General features: G+C 37.9%; 17 protein-coding genes and 3 pseudogenes. 12 read left to right on the top strand and 8 right to left on the bottom strand.

The features are described from left to right. Positions 1 to 13: 13 nt before the first annotated feature. Positions 14 to 397 (bottom strand): IS3 family transposase, encoded by a 384-nt coding sequence (locus FD16_RS13250; RefSeq protein ID WP_082603536.1) that lies wholly within the window; start codon positions 395 to 397, stop codon positions 14 to 16. Between the two features lie 40 nt (positions 398 to 437). Next, entirely contained in the window at positions 438 to 701 is a 264-nt protein-coding gene (locus tag FD16_RS13170; protein ID WP_010623352.1) for a transposase, read from the bottom strand. Positions 702 to 767: 66 nt separating this feature from the next. On the opposite strand from FD16_RS13170, the gene FD16_RS08655 reads away from it, so the two are divergent. The 3 genes from FD16_RS08655 (at position 768) to FD16_RS08645 (ending at position 3,110) form a co-directional block, all read left to right on the top strand. Further along, positions 768 to 1,337 carry a site-specific integrase gene (locus FD16_RS08655; protein ID WP_156403247.1) on the top strand — a complete coding sequence of 190 codons (570 nt, stop codon included), beginning with the start codon at positions 768 to 770 and terminating at the stop codon, positions 1,335 to 1,337. Positions 1,338 to 1,680: 343 nt separating this feature from the next. Further along, the gene (locus FD16_RS08650) at positions 1,681 to 2,214 is read left to right on the top strand and encodes a helix-turn-helix domain-containing protein (protein WP_010623264.1); all 534 of its coding nucleotides are present in this window, start codon (positions 1,681 to 1,683) and stop codon (positions 2,212 to 2,214) included. After that, positions 2,142 to 3,110 carry an IS3 family transposase gene (locus FD16_RS08645; protein WP_338048829.1) on the top strand — a complete coding sequence of 323 codons (969 nt, stop codon included), beginning with the start codon at positions 2,142 to 2,144 and terminating at the stop codon, positions 3,108 to 3,110. Before FD16_RS08650 ends, FD16_RS08645 begins: the two co-directional genes overlap by 73 nt. 120 nt (positions 3,111 to 3,230) lie before the next feature. Here the strand turns inward: FD16_RS08645 and FD16_RS08640 are convergent, their stop codons facing one another. From FD16_RS08640 to FD16_RS08620, 4 genes and pseudogenes are all read right to left on the bottom strand, one after another. Further along, entirely contained in the window at positions 3,231 to 4,196 is a 966-nt protein-coding gene (locus FD16_RS08640; RefSeq protein ID WP_010623263.1) for an AEC family transporter, read from the bottom strand. Positions 4,197 to 4,230: 34 nt separating this feature from the next. After that, a complete protein-coding gene (locus tag FD16_RS08635) occupies positions 4,231 to 5,853 on the bottom strand; it encodes a malolactic enzyme (protein ID WP_010623262.1) in 1,623 nt (540 codons plus the stop codon). Between the two features lie 238 nt (positions 5,854 to 6,091). Continuing rightward, positions 6,092 to 6,716: pseudogene (locus FD16_RS12610) on the bottom strand (IS30 family transposase); the annotation flags it as partial. A 31-nt stretch (positions 6,717 to 6,747) separates the two neighbouring features. Then, positions 6,748 to 7,671 (bottom strand): IS30 family transposase, encoded by a 924-nt coding sequence (locus FD16_RS08620; RefSeq protein WP_010623261.1) that lies wholly within the window; start codon positions 7,669 to 7,671, stop codon positions 6,748 to 6,750. Between the two features lie 72 nt (positions 7,672 to 7,743). Here FD16_RS08620 and FD16_RS08615 point away from each other — a divergent pair. The 7 genes and pseudogenes from FD16_RS08615 (at position 7,744) to FD16_RS12920 (ending at position 13,306) form a co-directional block, all read left to right on the top strand. Next, positions 7,744 to 8,627 (top strand): annotated as a pseudogene (locus FD16_RS08615) (DUF6997 domain-containing protein). 353 nt (positions 8,628 to 8,980) lie between these two features. Then, positions 8,981 to 9,157 (top strand): annotated as a pseudogene (locus FD16_RS12605) (helix-turn-helix domain-containing protein); the annotation flags it as partial. Between the two features lie 131 nt (positions 9,158 to 9,288). Next, positions 9,289 to 10,338, top strand: coding sequence for a ParM/StbA family protein (locus FD16_RS08605; protein ID WP_010623258.1), 1,050 nt, complete (start codon positions 9,289 to 9,291; stop codon positions 10,336 to 10,338). 2 nt (positions 10,339 to 10,340) lie between these two features. Beyond that, a complete protein-coding gene (locus FD16_RS08600) occupies positions 10,341 to 10,616 on the top strand; it encodes a hypothetical protein (protein ID WP_003625713.1) in 276 nt (91 codons plus the stop codon). 534 nt (positions 10,617 to 11,150) lie between these two features. Continuing rightward, positions 11,151 to 12,269 carry a replication initiator protein A gene (locus FD16_RS08595; RefSeq protein WP_010623257.1) on the top strand — a complete coding sequence of 373 codons (1,119 nt, stop codon included), beginning with the start codon at positions 11,151 to 11,153 and terminating at the stop codon, positions 12,267 to 12,269. A gap of 259 nt (positions 12,270 to 12,528) precedes the next feature. Continuing rightward, positions 12,529 to 12,810: a type II toxin-antitoxin system RelB/DinJ family antitoxin gene (locus FD16_RS08590; protein WP_010623256.1), complete on the top strand. Its 282-nt coding sequence runs from the start codon at positions 12,529 to 12,531 to the stop codon at positions 12,808 to 12,810. Then, positions 12,800 to 13,306 carry a hypothetical protein gene (locus FD16_RS12920; protein ID WP_010623255.1) on the top strand — a complete coding sequence of 169 codons (507 nt, stop codon included), beginning with the start codon at positions 12,800 to 12,802 and terminating at the stop codon, positions 13,304 to 13,306. Before FD16_RS08590 ends, FD16_RS12920 begins: the two co-directional genes overlap by 11 nt. On the opposite strand, the gene FD16_RS08580 is transcribed toward FD16_RS12920, so the two are convergent. Next, entirely contained in the window at positions 13,296 to 13,574 is a 279-nt protein-coding gene (locus FD16_RS08580; RefSeq protein WP_003646133.1) for a hypothetical protein, read from the bottom strand. The two genes, FD16_RS12920 and FD16_RS08580, sit on opposite strands and share 11 nt — an antisense overlap. 22 nt (positions 13,575 to 13,596) lie before the next feature. Next, entirely contained in the window at positions 13,597 to 13,824 is a 228-nt protein-coding gene (locus FD16_RS08575) for a hypothetical protein (RefSeq protein WP_076625629.1), read from the bottom strand. Positions 13,825 to 14,075: 251 nt separating this feature from the next. Between FD16_RS08575 and mobQ the strand changes: the two genes are divergently transcribed. After that, positions 14,076 to 16,136 (top strand): MobQ family relaxase, encoded by a 2,061-nt coding sequence (gene mobQ, locus FD16_RS08570; protein ID WP_010623253.1) that lies wholly within the window; start codon positions 14,076 to 14,078, stop codon positions 16,134 to 16,136. 425 nt (positions 16,137 to 16,561) lie between these two features. Then, positions 16,562 to 17,353, top strand: coding sequence for a DUF2238 domain-containing protein (locus tag FD16_RS08565; protein ID WP_010623252.1), 792 nt, complete (start codon positions 16,562 to 16,564; stop codon positions 17,351 to 17,353). Positions 17,354 to 17,365 lie beyond the last annotated feature (12 nt).

The raw sequence follows: 17,365 nt of genomic DNA, 5'->3' as shown, positions 1-17,365 counted from the left end.
TGATTTTTTATTTTTAGGCCACTAGGGTATAGGTCATATCAGCGGTCCATTTTTGATTTAAACCAGTGGTCGAGAAATCCTGCTTAAGCAAGTTGGGACGCTGTTCAACCTTGGTTTTGGAAGCCGAAGCCGCTTTCCATTTATTGACGGTAACGGAGTGGATATCCAGTTCCTTCATGAGCCGGGAAATCCGTCTTGGACTGCACCGACGCTGCAGTGGTTGAAGTTCCAGATTCAATTCATGGTGGATCTTCATAACGCCGTATCGCTGCTTGAATTCCGCAAAGATCCGCAGAATCCGTTGTTTTAAGTCCGCATCTTCGGCCCGGCGTTTTGAAGGTTTGGGGGATCGATAACGATAATACTGAGCTCTGGAAACACCGAGGATTCGGCACATCTTAGTTACCTGGTGGTTATGGCTTTCTTGGTGAATGTAATCAAAAATATTGGTTACTTCTGCGCAAGGAAGCCCAGGGCTTTTTTAGGATTTCGTTCTCCTCAGACAGGGAAGCCAGCCGCTTTTCCATCGCTTTAATTTCGTCTGGCGATTTACCGGATTGAGTTTTGGCTTGGCCCTGGATCCACTTATGAACGGTTGAATAGCCAATGCCATATTCTCTGGCCAGTTGGGCGGCTGATTCGCCTTGTTTATATAGGTTGATGATGTTTTGTTTGAATTCTTTGTCGTAACGAGTTGGCATGTAAAAATTCCTTCCTTTTGAGAGACGATTTATTCATTATACGCTCTCTTAAAAGTTGTCTCAGGAATCAGCTTACATCCAAACGTTCTTAAAGAGGTTCAAGATACGTTACTCAATAACTTTAAAGCTGGCCGACGTAACTATACGATTTTTCAAGTTGGTAAAGCGACGCTACTGCGAGTGAGTGACGTTATGGGCTTAAAACAGGCCGATATTTTTAATCCGGACGGTTCTATTAAACAAAATGCGTTTATTCATGACCGAAAAACTGGTAAACCTAATACCTTGTACCTTAAGCCTGTTCAAACAGAGCTCTTATTGTACCGTCAATGGCTGCTTGATCATAAGCTGGATTCTGAATGGCTCTTTCCTTCAATTCAACACCCAGAACGCCATATTACTGAAAAACAGTTCTACAAAATTATGAGTAAGGTTGGCGATCTATTAGGAATTAATTATCTAGGTACTCATACGATGCGCAAAACTGGGGCTTATCGTGTTTACACGCAATCAAATTACAATATTGGCCTAGTCATGCACTTATTAAATCATTCAAGTGAAGCCATGACTTTAGTTTATTTAGGCTTAGACCAAGCAAGTACCGAAAGTATGTTAGATCAAATTGATTTCGGTTAGTTTTCTTTGAGTTTTTAGTTGTTGCCGAAGGCAACTTCTGAGACAGATTTTAAGCGCAAACCCCCACTAAATTTTTGTGGGGTATAAATGCGCATTGACCTAGTTTCACTTGGCCTGCTGATAACCACAAAATCAATTTCCGTCGTTGTTAAATTGAATGTATTTTTAATTCAATTTATGCTTGTACTTAACTAAGTTTGTTATGTTTTAAATACTTACAAAGTGCTGAGGAAAGGCACAATCCTATTTTATTCATTCGACTTCCAAAGCAAAAAGTCCACACCCAATAAAGTGCTCCATAATTGTTAGACAAGAAATCTAACAGTTATGGAGCACTTTTTCTATGGTCAAATATAGTTCAGAATTAAAAGCAGAAGTCGTTAGTGAATATCTTCAAGGTGACATTAGTATCAGTCTTCTTTCAAAGAAACGTAACTTGCCTCGAATACAAGTAGGTAGATGGATACAAAACTTTCGTTTGAGCGGCGCAGACGCTCTTAAACGAAGAAGAGTTAAACGAAGTTTCTCAGTTGAGTTTAAAGTTGATGTGATAAACTACTATCAAACTCATGATGAAACTTTAGCCGAAGTATCCGCAAAATTTGATGTTAATTCTTGTCAAATCAGTCTTTGGAGGACAGCCTTCAATCAGTATGGTATAGAAGCCTTGAAGCCTCATCCGAAAGGCAGAAAAACCAAAGTGAAACATAATAAGAAGAAATTACGTAAGTTAGTAAACAAGAACGAAATCGATCAACTTCGTGAAGAATTGACGAAAAAGAATCAAGAATTATATGATGCAAAATTGGAGAACGAAATCTTAAAAAAATCAATGACCCTGTTCGGAACCCCAAAGGACGAAAGAAAACACAAATAGTTGATCAGATCAGGGTCGAACAAGAGTCTCTTCCGAAATCTAACCGGTATAAAGTCGGCGATATTCTTAAGACCATTGGACTTAAGAAAGCGACTTATCATGATGAACGTAAACGTATCAAAAATTATGTAGATAAGTATGAAGATGTAAAAGTAGAGATACTAAAAATTGCCGAAAGCGGAAGATATCGCGGACGTCTAACCTACGGTTATCGTCGCGTTCAAGAAGAGCTCATTAAATTAGATATCCATCTATCAGACGCCGTAGTGCGTCGTTTGATGGATGAATTAAATGTTCAAGTAAGCCTTTATAACCGCCACAGAAATGGTAGATATTCATCTTATAAAGGTACAGTTGGAAAAGTGGCCCGTAACGTTCTACATCAGCATTTTAATGAAACCGTACCTTTCAAAGTATTACATACCGATGTTACACAAGTACGCTTGGCCGATACTAAGTGGGCTTACGTTTCAGCTATTACTGACGAAGCAAGCAAGGAAGTTTTAGCATTTCAAGTAAGTAATAGTCCTAACAGTAAACTAATTATGGATACACTCGATGAACTCACAGAAAATATTCCGGAAGGAATAAAACCAATAATTCATTCAGATCAAGGTTGGCATTATCAATTGAATTACTATACCGATAAACTCTCTGAAAAAAAATTTATACAAAGCATGTCTCGTAAGGGAAACTGTCTTGATAATGCGCCAATTGAAAGCTTCTTTCATCTTCTTAAAACAGAATGTCTTAATGGATTTCCACAGTGTAAAGATATTGGAGAATTCAAGGAAATCACAAAGAATTACGTCGATTGGTTTAACAATCGACGAATATCACAGAAAACAAAAGTCATGACTCCCTGCGAATACAGGGAACATGCCTTAGCAGTTTAAAAATATTCAATTTTGTCTAACTTTTGTGTTGCACTTTAAACCGCAGAATGTTTGACGACTTTTTTTATATTTTAGAGGAGGATCTGAATTTGTTTGAATGTGTGAATGTATTTAAATCAATTAAATCAAGTTAGCTACTTGCATTAAGATTGGCACAACAATTACGAACAAGACAGTTGATGTTGTAACAAGGTTAGTAGCGTAGTCAACATCACCATGTGATTGATCAACTAGAATAGGTAGGACAGCTAAACCAGGAGCAGCTGATTGAATGATGAATGAGTTTGATTCGATAGTTGGTAATGAAGTACCCATCATTGAACCACCAATAAGAATAATGCTAATCATGATTGCAGGAGCAACCACAAATCTACCTAATAGAGCTAGGATTGTATCACGGTCGAATCTGATTGATTTCAAACCTGCATCGGCTAAGATAATACCGATGTAGATCAATGACATTGGTGTAACGATACCACCGACCATGTCCAAAGTCTTGTTGATCCAGTCAGGAACTGGGATAGCAAGTAGTAAGAAAACAAGTGATACTAAGAAACCAACAAGTGGAGCAGGAAGTAATTTTTTCCAGTTAAAGTCTTTCTTAGCACCCTTTTCAACGGTTGGATCATCACTTGAGATGAAGAAGATACCAACAGCCCAAGTTGAAACTGTATTCATAACATAGTAGATAAGGAAGTAAGGTAAACTCTTAGTTCCAAATAAAGCCATGTTTAGAGGTAAACCGATAAAGATGGTATTAGCATTAACGAATATGTTAATGAAAGTACCACGACGGCCCTTTCTAATACGGAAGACCTTTGTTAAGATCCATGCAATGATGTAACCAATCGTGAAACTGGCGAAGGTAAAGATCAGTCCGCCGGACAAACTTGCTAATTTATCTCTGTTCAAATATTTAAGAACAGAGACGAAGATTGAAGCAGGTAAAGCAATTTTCATAATGATAAATGAAATATTGCCTTTAAATTCGTCGCCTAAACGTCCTGATCCTCTTAGCCAATACCCCAAAGCAATGACAAGAACGATTTCAGCAACACTTTCAAGTGAAGTGATAAATGCAGCCATGAATAAATTCCCCTTTATTTAACAAAAATTTTAATTAATATTTAGGTTCCCACTTAAGATCAGCAACTGCTTTTTTAGCGTCTGTAGCAGTTGTTAATTTTTCGTCAATAGCTTGTTGAGCAACACCATTGGCAACAGTCATACTGAACTTGTCTAGTTGTGAAACTGGAGGAAGAACAGCAGCACCAGGTTGTGTAGGATCAACGATACCACCCAATGAGTGAGCAGCTTTGTTGATCATGCCATCTGAAAGAATCTTAGCATTAACAGCCATAGAACCAAGACCAAGACCTGGGTAAACTAAAGCGTTATTTGCTTGACCGATATGATATGTAACACCATTGTATTCAACGGGTTCAACAGGAATACCAGTAGCAATAAGAGCCTTGCCATCAGTCCATTTCAAAAGGTCTTCAGCCTTAGCTTCAGCAAGCTTTGTAGGATTTGACAATGGGAAGATAATTGGACGTTCTGTATGAGCGGCCATTTCCTTGATAACAGCTTCTGTAAAGGTACCAGGTTGTGTTGAAGTACCAACAAGAATAGTAGGGTGGACAGCTTTAACAACAGCTTCTAAGTTTGTTAATTCATCAGCATTAGCAAATTCACTACGTTTTCTTGTAAATGGCTTTTGTTCTGGTGTTAAATCTTCAGTATCATCGAACAAAAGACCTTGTTTGTCGACTAGGTAGAAATGTTTTCTAGCTTCATCTTCAGAAAGTCCTTCTTCAACCATTGCATCGAAGATTCTCTTAGTAATACCAGCACCGGCAGTACCAGCACCAAATGATAGATAAACTTGATCTGTAAGTTTTTCCTTGGAAATATTCAAAGCACCAAGAATACCAGCAAGAGTAATAACACCTGTACCTTGAATGTCATCATTGAAGGTAAGAATATTATCTTTGTACTTATTTAAGATGTTAGCAGCATTGCTACGGCCAAAGTCTTCAAAGTGAAGATACATATCAGGGAATAAGTTTTCAGCAGTTTCAACAAATTTGTCAACGAAGTTGTAGTACTTGTCGCCAGTAACACGTTCGTGATGATTACCCATGTATAGATCATCAGCTAATAATTCTTTTCTGTTTGTACCTACATCAAGGACAACAGGAAGAACTGATTTAGGATCAACACCAGCAGCAGCTGTGTAAACCATTAATTTACCAACAGAGATGTCAACACCTTGAACACCCCAGTCACCAATACCAAGGATACCCTCACCATCAGTAACAACGATTAACTTGATATCGCGACCAGCAGATGCATTCTTCAATGATGCTTCAATATCATCTTGATCATCGATTGATAAGAAAGCGGCATTTTGTGGATCTAAGAAGAGGTGACTGTAGTTTTCAATTGTGTCAGCGATTGTTGGATCATAAACAACTGGCATAAATTCATTAACATGTTGACTGAATAACTTGTAGAATAAAGTAACATTTTCATTGAAAAGATCCATCAAATACATTCTCTTAGCCAAGAATGTATCCTTATTAGAATAGTTTTCATAAGCTTGTTCGACTTGTTGATCCAAAGTTTGCACGAATGGTGGCAACAAACCTTCGATGTGATTTTCTTTTCTTTCTTCCTTAGTAAAGGCAGTACCTTTATTTAAGAAGTGATTGTTTAATAGATCTAAACCCTCATATTTCATAAAATGATTCCTCCTAATTTAATTTTCTAACCATAATCACATTATAACAAAAAGTATGATTTGTTATATCAATATATATAAACATAATTTTCATATATTGAATTTATAGAAAATATTAACTTAGCATATTTTTTTATATATTTTTTTATATATAATGTTTTCTTAACTAACTTTTAAGGAGTATCATAGACAATAATAAAAAATATAGTCAAATATATTAACTTGGTAGATTGCAAATTTAATCCGAATTTTTTGACAAATTGGTCAGCATGACCTGATAAGGTGTTTGCCAGTCAAGTATTTTAAGTGGTCTCTGATTAATTTCGAGTAAGGTGGTTTTCAAGCCTTGAGCACTAATGTGCTCAAAATAAGTCCCCTTAGGATAAAAATAGCGTAAGTTCCGATTAAATCGTTCATTACTGCCGCGCTCAGCTGGCGTATAAGCATGGCAGTAATAGGTCTTAATACCGTATTGTGCTTCAAGTGATACTAGACCGCTAAACTCAGTGCCACGGTCCACCGTAAAACTTATGCACCGGGCCATTAAAAGTTGCTAGAAACTTATTTAGGGCTTCATTAACAGTCGCTGTCGTCCGGTTTTTTAATCGGTAGGCCCAAAGGAAACGTGATTTGCGATCGATTAAGGTTAATAAAACTGCCTTACTATGCCCACGAGGACCAACGACCGTATCTAGTTCAAAATCGCCGATGCGATTACGTTGATTAATCATCATGGGACGCTGTTCAATTGATCGCCCCAAAGATTGATTATATTTAGAACGTTGGTCAACGTTACGCCGTTGGCGCACGCCATGTTCAGGCAAATCATTTAAAGAAAACTCAATTTTCCCTTGATTTAACCAAGGCAGATTGCAAGAAATAACTTGAACGAATTTAATGACGTAAATTAAGCAAGAAGATCTTGATTGGTGTATGCCAATTAAGACATTTAAGTGGCCGTGAATTCAAATACCAATTAATTTGAACCAATTGGTGATCACTTAGTTCTTCAATGGCTTGGCCTTTGGGAATAAAGCGCCGCAAAACTCGGTTACGGTTCTCATTACTGCCTCTTTCATGCGGTGAATAGGCATGGGCAAAATAAACCTGTGTACCAGTTCGCCGTTCAATTGTCTGATAGTTAGCGAACTCTTTACCATGATCTACGGTAAGCGTCTTGAGCTTGTCTTGAAGTTGACTAGCTAGTTCAAGTACGGCTTGAGTCATGGACTGACTGTCGCGACCATGGAGCCGTTTAACAATTGTCAGGCGACTCTTACGCTCCACAAAAGTAGCCACAGCTTGACCTTTACGTTTACCAGAAAGTACGGTATCAGCTTCAAAGTGGCCGAATTCCTGGCGAGTTTCGACTTTATGAGGCCGCTCCTCAATGGAGCGGCCGTGATTGAACGTACCACGCTTTTCTTTAGCACGATGACGACGAATTCCATGATCAGGCAAATCGGGCAACTGTATATCAAGCCATCCTTGATCAATCCAGTTATAGACCGTCTTGTAGGCAATCCCCACCACATGGGCAACTTGTTCAGGGGACCACTTCTGGACTTGAATCTTTTCCTCGATCAAGTGTTTAAGGTTTTTAGTGAGCGAAGACTTCCGCCCCCGTTGACTAACCTTTCGTTCAAAGTCAGTTTGCGCTAGCCCAGCCTGGTACTCACTATTTAGCCGGTGAAGTTCGTTAAAGATGGTGGTCTTACTAAAGCCTAAGTAGTTAGCGATGTATCGCAAGGAACGTGCTTCATTATGAAGCGTTTCAATGACAACACGGTTCTGGAATGATAAAATAGTGGTGCTCATCAAGGCCCTTCTTTCTAATGGATTGTGTGGTAACACCATTAAAGACCTTGATGGGTTTTTCTGTCCACTTAAATGTTCAACTTAAATTTTACAATCTGCCGTCTAAAATCTGGAGAATTAAAGTACCGAATAGATTTAAAAGATTCTAAAAGTCCTTATTCGTTTAGCGTTCATAATAGCCAGGTAGAAATCGATGCGGGCTTTGAAAATTTAAATAATTTACTTGTAATAGAAGCCAAAAACAGAATTCCACAAGATTTCATGATCAGACAGCTTTATTATCCCTTTCGCGGTTATACCAATCTTAATATAGACAAAAAAGTACTACCGGTATATCTTACACATGCAGACAATGTCTACGCTTTTCATGTATTTGAATTCACAGATCCGAGCAACTATTCAAGTATTCGACGTGTTAAACAAGTAAATTTCATTGTGGATCAAAGCTTGGCTATTACTCTTGAAAATGTTAAACAAATCAGTAAGGATAGCCCTAATCTGAAAGATACCATCACATTTCCACAAGCAGATAGTCTTACACGTGTTTTGGATATGCTGCAGCATTTACGGACTCCTAAAGATAAATTTGAATTAGGTAGTGACTACCAGTTTGATGAACGACAAGGTGATTATTATGGAAACGCTCTTCGTTATCTTGGATTTGCTAGCAAAGTTGAAAAAAATTTGAGTTGACAAAACTAGGAAAATACGTTGCCGATTTACCTAACTCTGACAATAGAAATAAAATTATTATTAAACAAATCCTATCAACCAAATGCTTTAATTTAATATTCGTAAATACTCTTCATAATGGCGGTGAATTTGATAATGATTATATAGATCATGTCTTGTTAGACAATGCTATGTCTGTGCGCAGTAGTACAACTGCAAAAAGACGACGTAGCACTGTAAAAAACTGGCTTAACTGGGTTTTAAGCACTGCTACTGCAGAATAGATAAGGAGCTGTATACATTGCTTTCCTAACTCGCAAAATTCTAAAGAGTTAACTGAACTGGAAAGGTCCTTGCATATCTAATCGCCAAGTGTGATGTAACTTAAGGTTATGTCACACTTTTTTGTTTTTTAATTACTGTTACTAGAACAATTCACACTAAAAATAAAAGTTACTCTTGATTGATCATACAGCCGTTAGGCAATTGATATTTATATTGTGCCTTTGCTCAATTTGAAAGTGACCCGTTCTTCCCCCGTACACGAGAAGACAAAAGCTATGACAGAGTTTATATTTTTATTTAAGTAAGGGCCAACCAAAAACTTACACAAATACAATTAGAACATAAACTACTTCAGCAAGGTAAATATCATGGCCGCAAACCCCAATACACCCAAGACGATCCCCGCTTGCAACATGCCTTTAAGCTTTATCAGGCGGGCATGAGTGATGTAGATGTTGCCCGTAATACCGGCATTAAACGAACGACCTTTATCAGGTATCGAAAGAAATACAAGATTAAACGAAAATGACTAACAAAGCGGTACTTTTTGTAATGCAACTTAATTTAGTTGCTTTTTTTGTGATTCTGTTTATTTACAAATAGCATGTAATGCGGTATTTTATATATACACAATATAATGCAAATCAAGGAGAATGCTTTATGGATATTTTTAGCTTAGATTTAGGAAACAAACAGACCAAATTAAAAAGCAGCAAAGCTGAATATGTACTGCCTTCAAGATATTTAAACCAAGCAGACATGCCGATGTCAGTTGGCAATTCTACAATGAATAATGACCTACACACTTATTCAGTCCCTTTTAGCGACGATAAGTACGTATGGGGTCGAGATATTGATCGGCTTCACCTTGACGAATATTTAGCTGATACAATCATGTATGGTGCTCGATACGATAGTGAAGCATTTAAATTACTAGCCAATTTTGCGCTGGGATTACTAGCAAGTGATTTCAAAGCGGCTAAAGATCAAGTTTTAGAAGTAGTCGTCACTGCTGGGCTTCCAACTGGAGATTACGCTGAACAAGGACAATTAAAAGCTTTATTAAAAGTCTTAGAGGGCCAACACCAAGTTACTATTGACGATAAAATCGTGACGGTAAGAGTTCGTAAAGTTTATATTTTGCCCCAACCAATCGGCACCTTATATAATGAATTACTAGATGATGAAGGCTTTATCCAGAATAAAGATCTATTAGACGAAAAAGTCGGCATTGTTGACGTAGGTGGTGGAACAATACTGATTGATACGATTTTAAACTTTGAGCTAAGTGGCAAAAACCGCCATCAATTTAATACCGGCGTAAATGATCTATATGAAGCCATTGCCAACGGGATTAATGGTGATACTAGCCTTTATCAATTAGAAAAAGATTTACGAAAGGGAAACCAGCAACATCATTGGAACTACCGATTTTCTAAAAATCGTCAAGATGATATTACTGATTTGGTTTGCAAGGAAATTGACCGGTTTACCCGGCGCTTAGTTGCTAATGTAACTTCAACGTTAAAGAACCTTAATAGTATTGATACTTTGTTCTTTACCGGTGGTGGAGCCAATTTGCTTAACCAAAAAATCTTGAATACTACTTTCACTAACGCAGTTATTGTTAAAAATACAGAAGTTGCTAATGTTAACGGCTTTTATAAGTACGGATTAAGTCAACAAGCTCAAAACGAAGGGAGCAAGTAATCATGGGAAAAGTTAAAACCTTGAACGTCCGACTAAATCCCGAGAAAATTGTCGACAAAGAAATCCTTGATTACTTTGATAAATCATTAATTCCTAAAACCACACTTGTTAAAACCGCTTTAATTCACGAAATTGAACGGTTAAAGGCTCAAGGTGATCCTTATGTTAAAGATGAATTAAAAGCTCCAGAAGCACCTAAAAATAGCACAGAATCACCATCTGATTCCAAAGAACGCTTGCAAGGAGGATTTAATGCCTTTTCAGACAATGATATTTAGAAAAAAGCTGGCAAAATATACAAAACCAAATAAAGTTGCCGCTAGGTAAGCGCTATGCTAGACTAAGATTAATTTAACAACCGAATAAAGAGATCAAGCTAAACAGAAAAATCCCCGATTCACGAGGAATCAGGGATTTTTGGTTTAGCAAGTAGCTCATACCAGCTACTTAGATTCAGTCGATTTTCACCGGCAAGTTAAAATCGACTGAACATTGTTCTTAATTTGTAGGTTAATTATACCGCAAACCAGTCCCAAAGGGCAAGTTAAGGATAGTTAAAAACAAATTGAAGTCAATGGACTAAGTAGCTACTGGAGCTATTTAGTCCATTTTTTGTTGTTAGAAATTAAAAAAGTTGCCGAATGGGCAACCAAGAATAGACACATGCTGGTGAAACTACAAAGCCGATCACGACCAATGTTCGCTTTGTAATTCAGTTAGAGCATATCAGATTTGTATTGTAATGCAAGTCGAATGTTTTAGCAACTCTCTTTTGAGACAGCGTGTGTCAGTCAAGAAAGGGAGTTTTTATTATGACAAAATCAACAGATTTCAATTACTATGACGCCAATAGCGTATATGGAGCCTTGTTTTTCCAGTTTCCTAAGGTATTAATGTATGGCGAGCAATACAAACATTTAAGTGATGCCGCTAAGCTAGCTTACATGGTACTAAAAGCCCGGCTAGAGTATTCTTTACGCAATCACTGGATTGATGAGGAAGGGCACGTCTACTTTATTTTTACCAATCAAGAACTTAAAGATTTATTCGACTGCTCAAATGATAAGTTAGCAGCCGTTAAAAAAGACTTGGAACGTGCAGGACTACTTTATCAAAAAGCCATGCATTTCAATCCCAAAACTGGAAAAAACGAACCCAATCGACTTTACCTGGCCGAACTAGATATGCAGTCAACTGACGTCTATTTACGCGGTGAATATGCTCAAAAAGAGCCGCAAACCCTTGCTACGAGCGAAAATCCGAAAATCGGACGTTCGCGGGAGACCGCGCAAACCCTTGCTACGAGCGAAAATCCGAAAATCGGACGTTCGCGAAAGTTCGTTGACGACACCCCGCAACCCCTTACTACGAGCGAAAATCCGAAAATCGGACACGATCTATATAAAGACTTTAAAAACATAGATACTAATAGATACAATATAGATACTCAAAAGTTGGACTTTTCCACAGCCCATTTTTCACCAGCAGAAATTCAAAAGCAAAACCAGGATTTGGTGAACCATGCTAATGACTTCTTAACTGATGAAGACAGTGGCTTACCGGTTTTCTTAGAACCCGAAGCCGTGCAATTACTAAGTTTCTGGTGCCGCACTCCGCAACAAATGCGGCGCTTCATTGGCATTATCTTAAATGCTAAGTACCGAGTTGAAAAGGATCATCAAGATATTGGCGTCATAATCCCGCTTGACGACGAGGAACTAAAACCTTTGATGACTAAAGCCTTAAGACGCTACTTTAACGCCCTAAGAAGCAATGAGAAGCATATCAAGAACGTGGAGAACTACTTATACGGCACCATGCAAAACCTATTTGGGATTTGGTGGAATAAACAAGCGGCTAGAGAATATGCGGCTAAACACCCCGAAGAAGAAAAGTCGGCCGACAACGATAACAGTGGGTTGTACTACTAGTCCTAAAAGGCTACAAAATCCTTTCTAATCGGTTTTAAGACTTACTAACCCCTTTATACTTAAGCTAGATTTAAATGGCTTAAACATAAGAATAGGGGCTTTTAAATGAGCGCCAGAGCTAACCAGGCTAACCAGCTCAAAAGTTCAGCCTTTAGATCAACGCCAAGCTCAAGTGATTTGAGGCCAGGGCTTTATCTATTGATAAGGTACTCAAAAGGTAGTATAATGGTAGCAGTAAAAGAAAGGAGATGAGACAATCATGGCAGTTAAGGAAAAGAAACGGGTCCAAGTCAAGATTGATAAAGATTTGGCCGATGATACCGAAGCAATTTTAAGCGAATTGGGCTTAAATCCAACCACGGCCATTAACATGTTTTACAAGCGGATTGTTGCTAATGGTGCTTTACCTTTTAATGCGTCTTTAAGCGAAGAAGAAAGAGCTAATTTACGCTTTTTAAAGGCGACCGAAGGGACACCAGTCACCGAGTTCAAAGACGCTAAAGAGGTCGCTGATTGGCTCAACGATCCAGATGATGACTAATGACTTAGTCAGCCTATACGTTAGTTTTGTAGAAACTAACGGTGGCAAGTCTCGGCCAGTTTTAATTCGTCGGGTATCGGAACAGACGGTCGAGGCTTTTAAAATTACTAGTCAGTATGAAAAGAAGTCGGCTTATATCAAGCAACAATATTATCCGATTCAAGATTGGCAATCCGCTGGGTTGAAGAAACCTTCCTGGGTCGATCTTGGTAATATTTATCGCTTTCCCAAAGCCGGTTTAAACTTTAAAGAAATCGGTCATTTAAGTAAGCTAGATCAAAATAAAATTTCAGATTTTACGCTTGACCTAAAATCAAAAATAAGAGGTAAGGGTCAAAAGATAATTCAACAGCGATCAAGTAAAAGGAAGCACAAAGAAAGTAAAGCAGAGCTTACACAAAGAATTCAAAAACAGTTAAAAGACTTTGCTAAACACAATCCAGAAATTAAGCCAAAAAACAATCCTGAAAATAAAAACGATCGGCCTAGTTATTAGGTTGATCGTTTTTTAATTTATCCGGTTTATGGGCGTTGACATAGTCAGCGAATGTTTTTAAAAGTTCTTCGGTTTGTTCGACCGAGAGGTTATTAGCTTGAAAGTACTTTTCTAATAAAGCACCTTTTTGAATTAATCGGCGAGAACGGGCTTTGCGGGCTTGCCGATTTTCATAGTATTTAGATTGCCGTAATTTAAAATCTTCCCGCTCAATTTTTTGTTTTAAACGCGCTTGTTGCTCAACTAGTTTTTCATATTGATTAGACATGAAATTTCCCCATCTCGTATGGCTAATGATCTACGGACTTTACCTTTAAAAATTCAGAAAATTGCTTGGCTAAAAGCTTAATATGATCGTTAGACAAATTAGCATAATCTAAATTGGCTTGACTGATGATTTGTTTACCTAGACGTTGTTCAATCTTATTTTTTTCGTCCTTAATTTTTTGATTAAGGGCTTTTAATTTAGATTCTTGTTTTTCTAAGTTACTTTGAGACATAACGATCCCTCCAATCATATTAGAAATAATCACCGAAACTATATCATATAAGAAACGTTAAGTCAAAGGATAGAAGTTGAAATAGCGAAGCGGAAGGCATACACTAAGTTAAAGTTAAGAGAATTAGAAGGCCGAGTGAAACGAGATCAATGCGCACTTACACATAGAATGAATTCTATGTTGTGCTAACCCCAAAAAACCTGTATTAGAAGTCGCCAATGGCGACAACAAAAGCAAACCCATAGGATCAAAGTAAGGAGGTAACTAATATGGCAATCTTTCACATGAGTTTTAGTAATATTAGTGCTGGTAAAGGACGAAGTGCGATTGCCAGTGCGGCTTATCGAAGTGGTGAAAAATTATTTGATGATAAAGAAGGTCGCCGATATTTCTATGCCCGATTGGTAATTCCAGAAAGCTTTATTTTAACCCCCAAAAATGCACCAGAATGGGCCAGTGATCGAGAAAAATTATGGAATGAAGTTGAAAAGAACGATCGTAAATCAAACTCGCGGTATGCCAAAGAGTTTAACGTGGCTTTACCAGTTGAGTTAAGCGCAGATGAACAGAAAGAATTATTAACTAAATACGTGCAAGAAAACTTTGTTGATCAAGGCATGGTAGCTGATGTAGCTATTCATCGCGATCACCCGGACAATCCGCACGCACATGTGATGTTGACTAATCGCCCATTTAATCTTGATGGTACTTGGGGATTAAAAGCAAAGACGCAGTACATTAAAGATGAAAATGGCAAGCAACTTTTAACCAAAAGTGGGTTTCCAAAACAAAGAAAAATTTGGTTGGTTGATTGGGATAAAAAAGAAAAAATTAATGAGTGGCGGCATAATTGGGCGTTGAGTGTCAATCAGTCTTTAGCACAAAAAAATATTCCGGATCGGATTAGTGAGAAATCTTTTGTCGATCAAGGAATAGATGATACCCCAACTCAGCATGAGGGAATCAATAGCAAACGACACGAACGAAAAGCATTTAATCAACAAGTTAGCGCACAAAGAAGCGCCCAAGCTAAATATCATAATCTTGACGAAAAGATTAGAAATCATGAACACTTTGACGCTTTAACTGACGAGCTATCATTCTCTGAAAAACACACAATTAGTCATCTAAGTCAGCAACTGAAAACCTATGTCGATTTAGAGCATTTAGATGATAAACAGCGCATGCTTTTTAATTGGAAAAACAGCTTATTAATTAAACACGCGGTTGGTGAAGATGTAACCAAACAACTGCTGACCATTGACCAGCAAACGGCATCACTAGCACAAGCTAATCAGTTGTTAAATAAAGTGGTGGAACGAGCAACGAAAAAGCTTTATCCGGAACTTGATTTTGAACAGACAACCGCGGCTGAACGTCGGGAACTGATTAAAGAAACTAATAGTGAACAAACGATTTTCAAAGGTAGCGAATTGGCAGAACGGTTAGCGGATATTCGAAACGACTTATTAACCCAGCAATTATTGACGTTTACCAAGCGGCCATATACCAGTTGGCAGTTAGTTAATCAGCAAGCCCAAACAATTGAGAAGCAATTAACCACGGTGCTAGCCAAACATGGTCACCAGTTAGACGATTTGAAGCATACTGATCGGGGCATACTAGCCGCTTATGAACCTAACGAACTCGAATTCATTTCTAAAGCGGTGAAAGATTTACGGGTCGTTCGGGAAGTTAAAGCCGTGGTGCAAACCCAATACGACAGCATTCTAACGACTGCTTTTCCGGACAGTGACCTGGATAAGCTAGAGACGATTGACAAGGAGCAAATCTATACCGCTGTGGTTTACTATGACCCAGAATTAAAGCCATTAAGCGCCAATGATCTTAGTCAATTACAACAGCAGCCACCGGTAGTCTTTACTAGTCAGCAACACCAAGCTGGTTTGAATTACCTGTTAGGTAAAATGGAATTAAAAGATATTCAGAACCACCGATTACAACGGGTCTTAAAACATGATGGCACTCGGCAACTGTTTATCGGCGAATGTAGCCAAGATCCTAAGTTGGATCACAAACAAATTGAAACTGTGCAAGCCCGTTTGAAACAACAGACAACGCGGTTTGATCAATATAAGCAAGCTCAAATTAAGGACTATCAAGCGATCAATTATTACCCAACTAGCCCGAAAAACTACCTGACTAATATTTTGGACGAAGCCTTAATAACCATTTTATATGCGAAGAACACAGACTATCTAAGAAAGCAGCAATTACGTGGCTTAAAAGAGACCGAGTGGGCAATGACGAAAAAGCAGCGGCAACATCAAACTAGAAACCGGCATGAAGATGGGGGTATGCACTTGTAATCAAAATGTAAAGATAAATGTACACATATGTGTTCAATGGGTGCTATATTTGCCATTAAAAGTACGCAACCTAGATGCGGATTATCAGGTGTGATAATAATGCCTACATGAGTTTTGATGGTTAAAACATTCAGAAAACTATATTTAGGGCACCGAATTGTTGCTGCGCTAATTGTTGAATTCCAATGGCTCAGTCAAAAGTGTAGTTTGATAAGCTTGTCAGTGAAAAGGTAGCTCGGTCGAATTATGATTACGTCGTAGTGACGACGATTCAGACTAAGTTATTTCATAGAAAAAGATTTTCTGGGCACACTATTTAAATTGGTGTGATTTTTTTATTTTGCACCCGACTTGAACTAGCATCACTAATATCATAAGCTTAAATCAGGAAATTATACGGATTCAACGATGATTGGGGGCGTTTTATGAAATTTTTTACGGCACACACCACTACCGCAAGTAAAATCGTGACGCTGATTTATATATTTTATCGGTTAATTGTCATTTTTATGTTAGGCAATAGCATTTATATGCAAGAATGGTCACACGTCGCTTTATTAGTGCTGACATTAATTTTGTTTATGCTACCATATTTAATTGAAACTTATCTGCATATTAATATACCTAGTTTGCTAGAATTGATCGTAATCAGTTTTATTTTTAGCTCAACAGTGTTAGGTGAACTAAATGACTTTTATGGTCATATTCCAGTCTGGGACACAGCGTTACACGCACTAAGTGGGTTTTTGGCTGCTGGAGTCGGTTTTTCGCTGATTTATTTGTTGAATGAAAATATAACAATTCTGAAATTAACACCGCTATTTATTGCGGTGACCACGTTTTGTTTTTCAATGACGGTCGGGGTTGCTTGGAAATTTGTCGAATTTTCAGCGGATCGTTGGTTGAATATGGATATGCAAAAGGATCGCATTGTGCGCCAAATCAATAGCGTGGATCTAGGCCAACGTAACAATAAAGTGGTCCAGCTGAAAGATATTCAACGAACGACGATTGAAAGTGAAACCGCTGATGGCAAAAAAGTGACTACTGTGATCCATAACGGCTATCTCGATGTTGGCGTGATCGATACTATGAAAGATCTATTCGTTAATTTTATTGGTGCGTTATTTTTCAGTATTTTTGGCTATTTATATATCGATCATGAACATAAACGATTTCAGTTTATTCGTAATTTTATTCCGACCAAACGGAAATGAATTTTCCAGTAA

Source organism: Paucilactobacillus suebicus DSM 5007 = KCTC 3549 (assembly GCF_001434475.1).
GTDB classification, from domain to species: Bacteria; Bacillota; Bacilli; order Lactobacillales; family Lactobacillaceae; genus Paucilactobacillus; species Paucilactobacillus suebicus.
The sequence above is the reverse complement of the archived record's forward strand: the minus strand, read 5'-3'. Positions and strand labels throughout refer to the sequence as shown.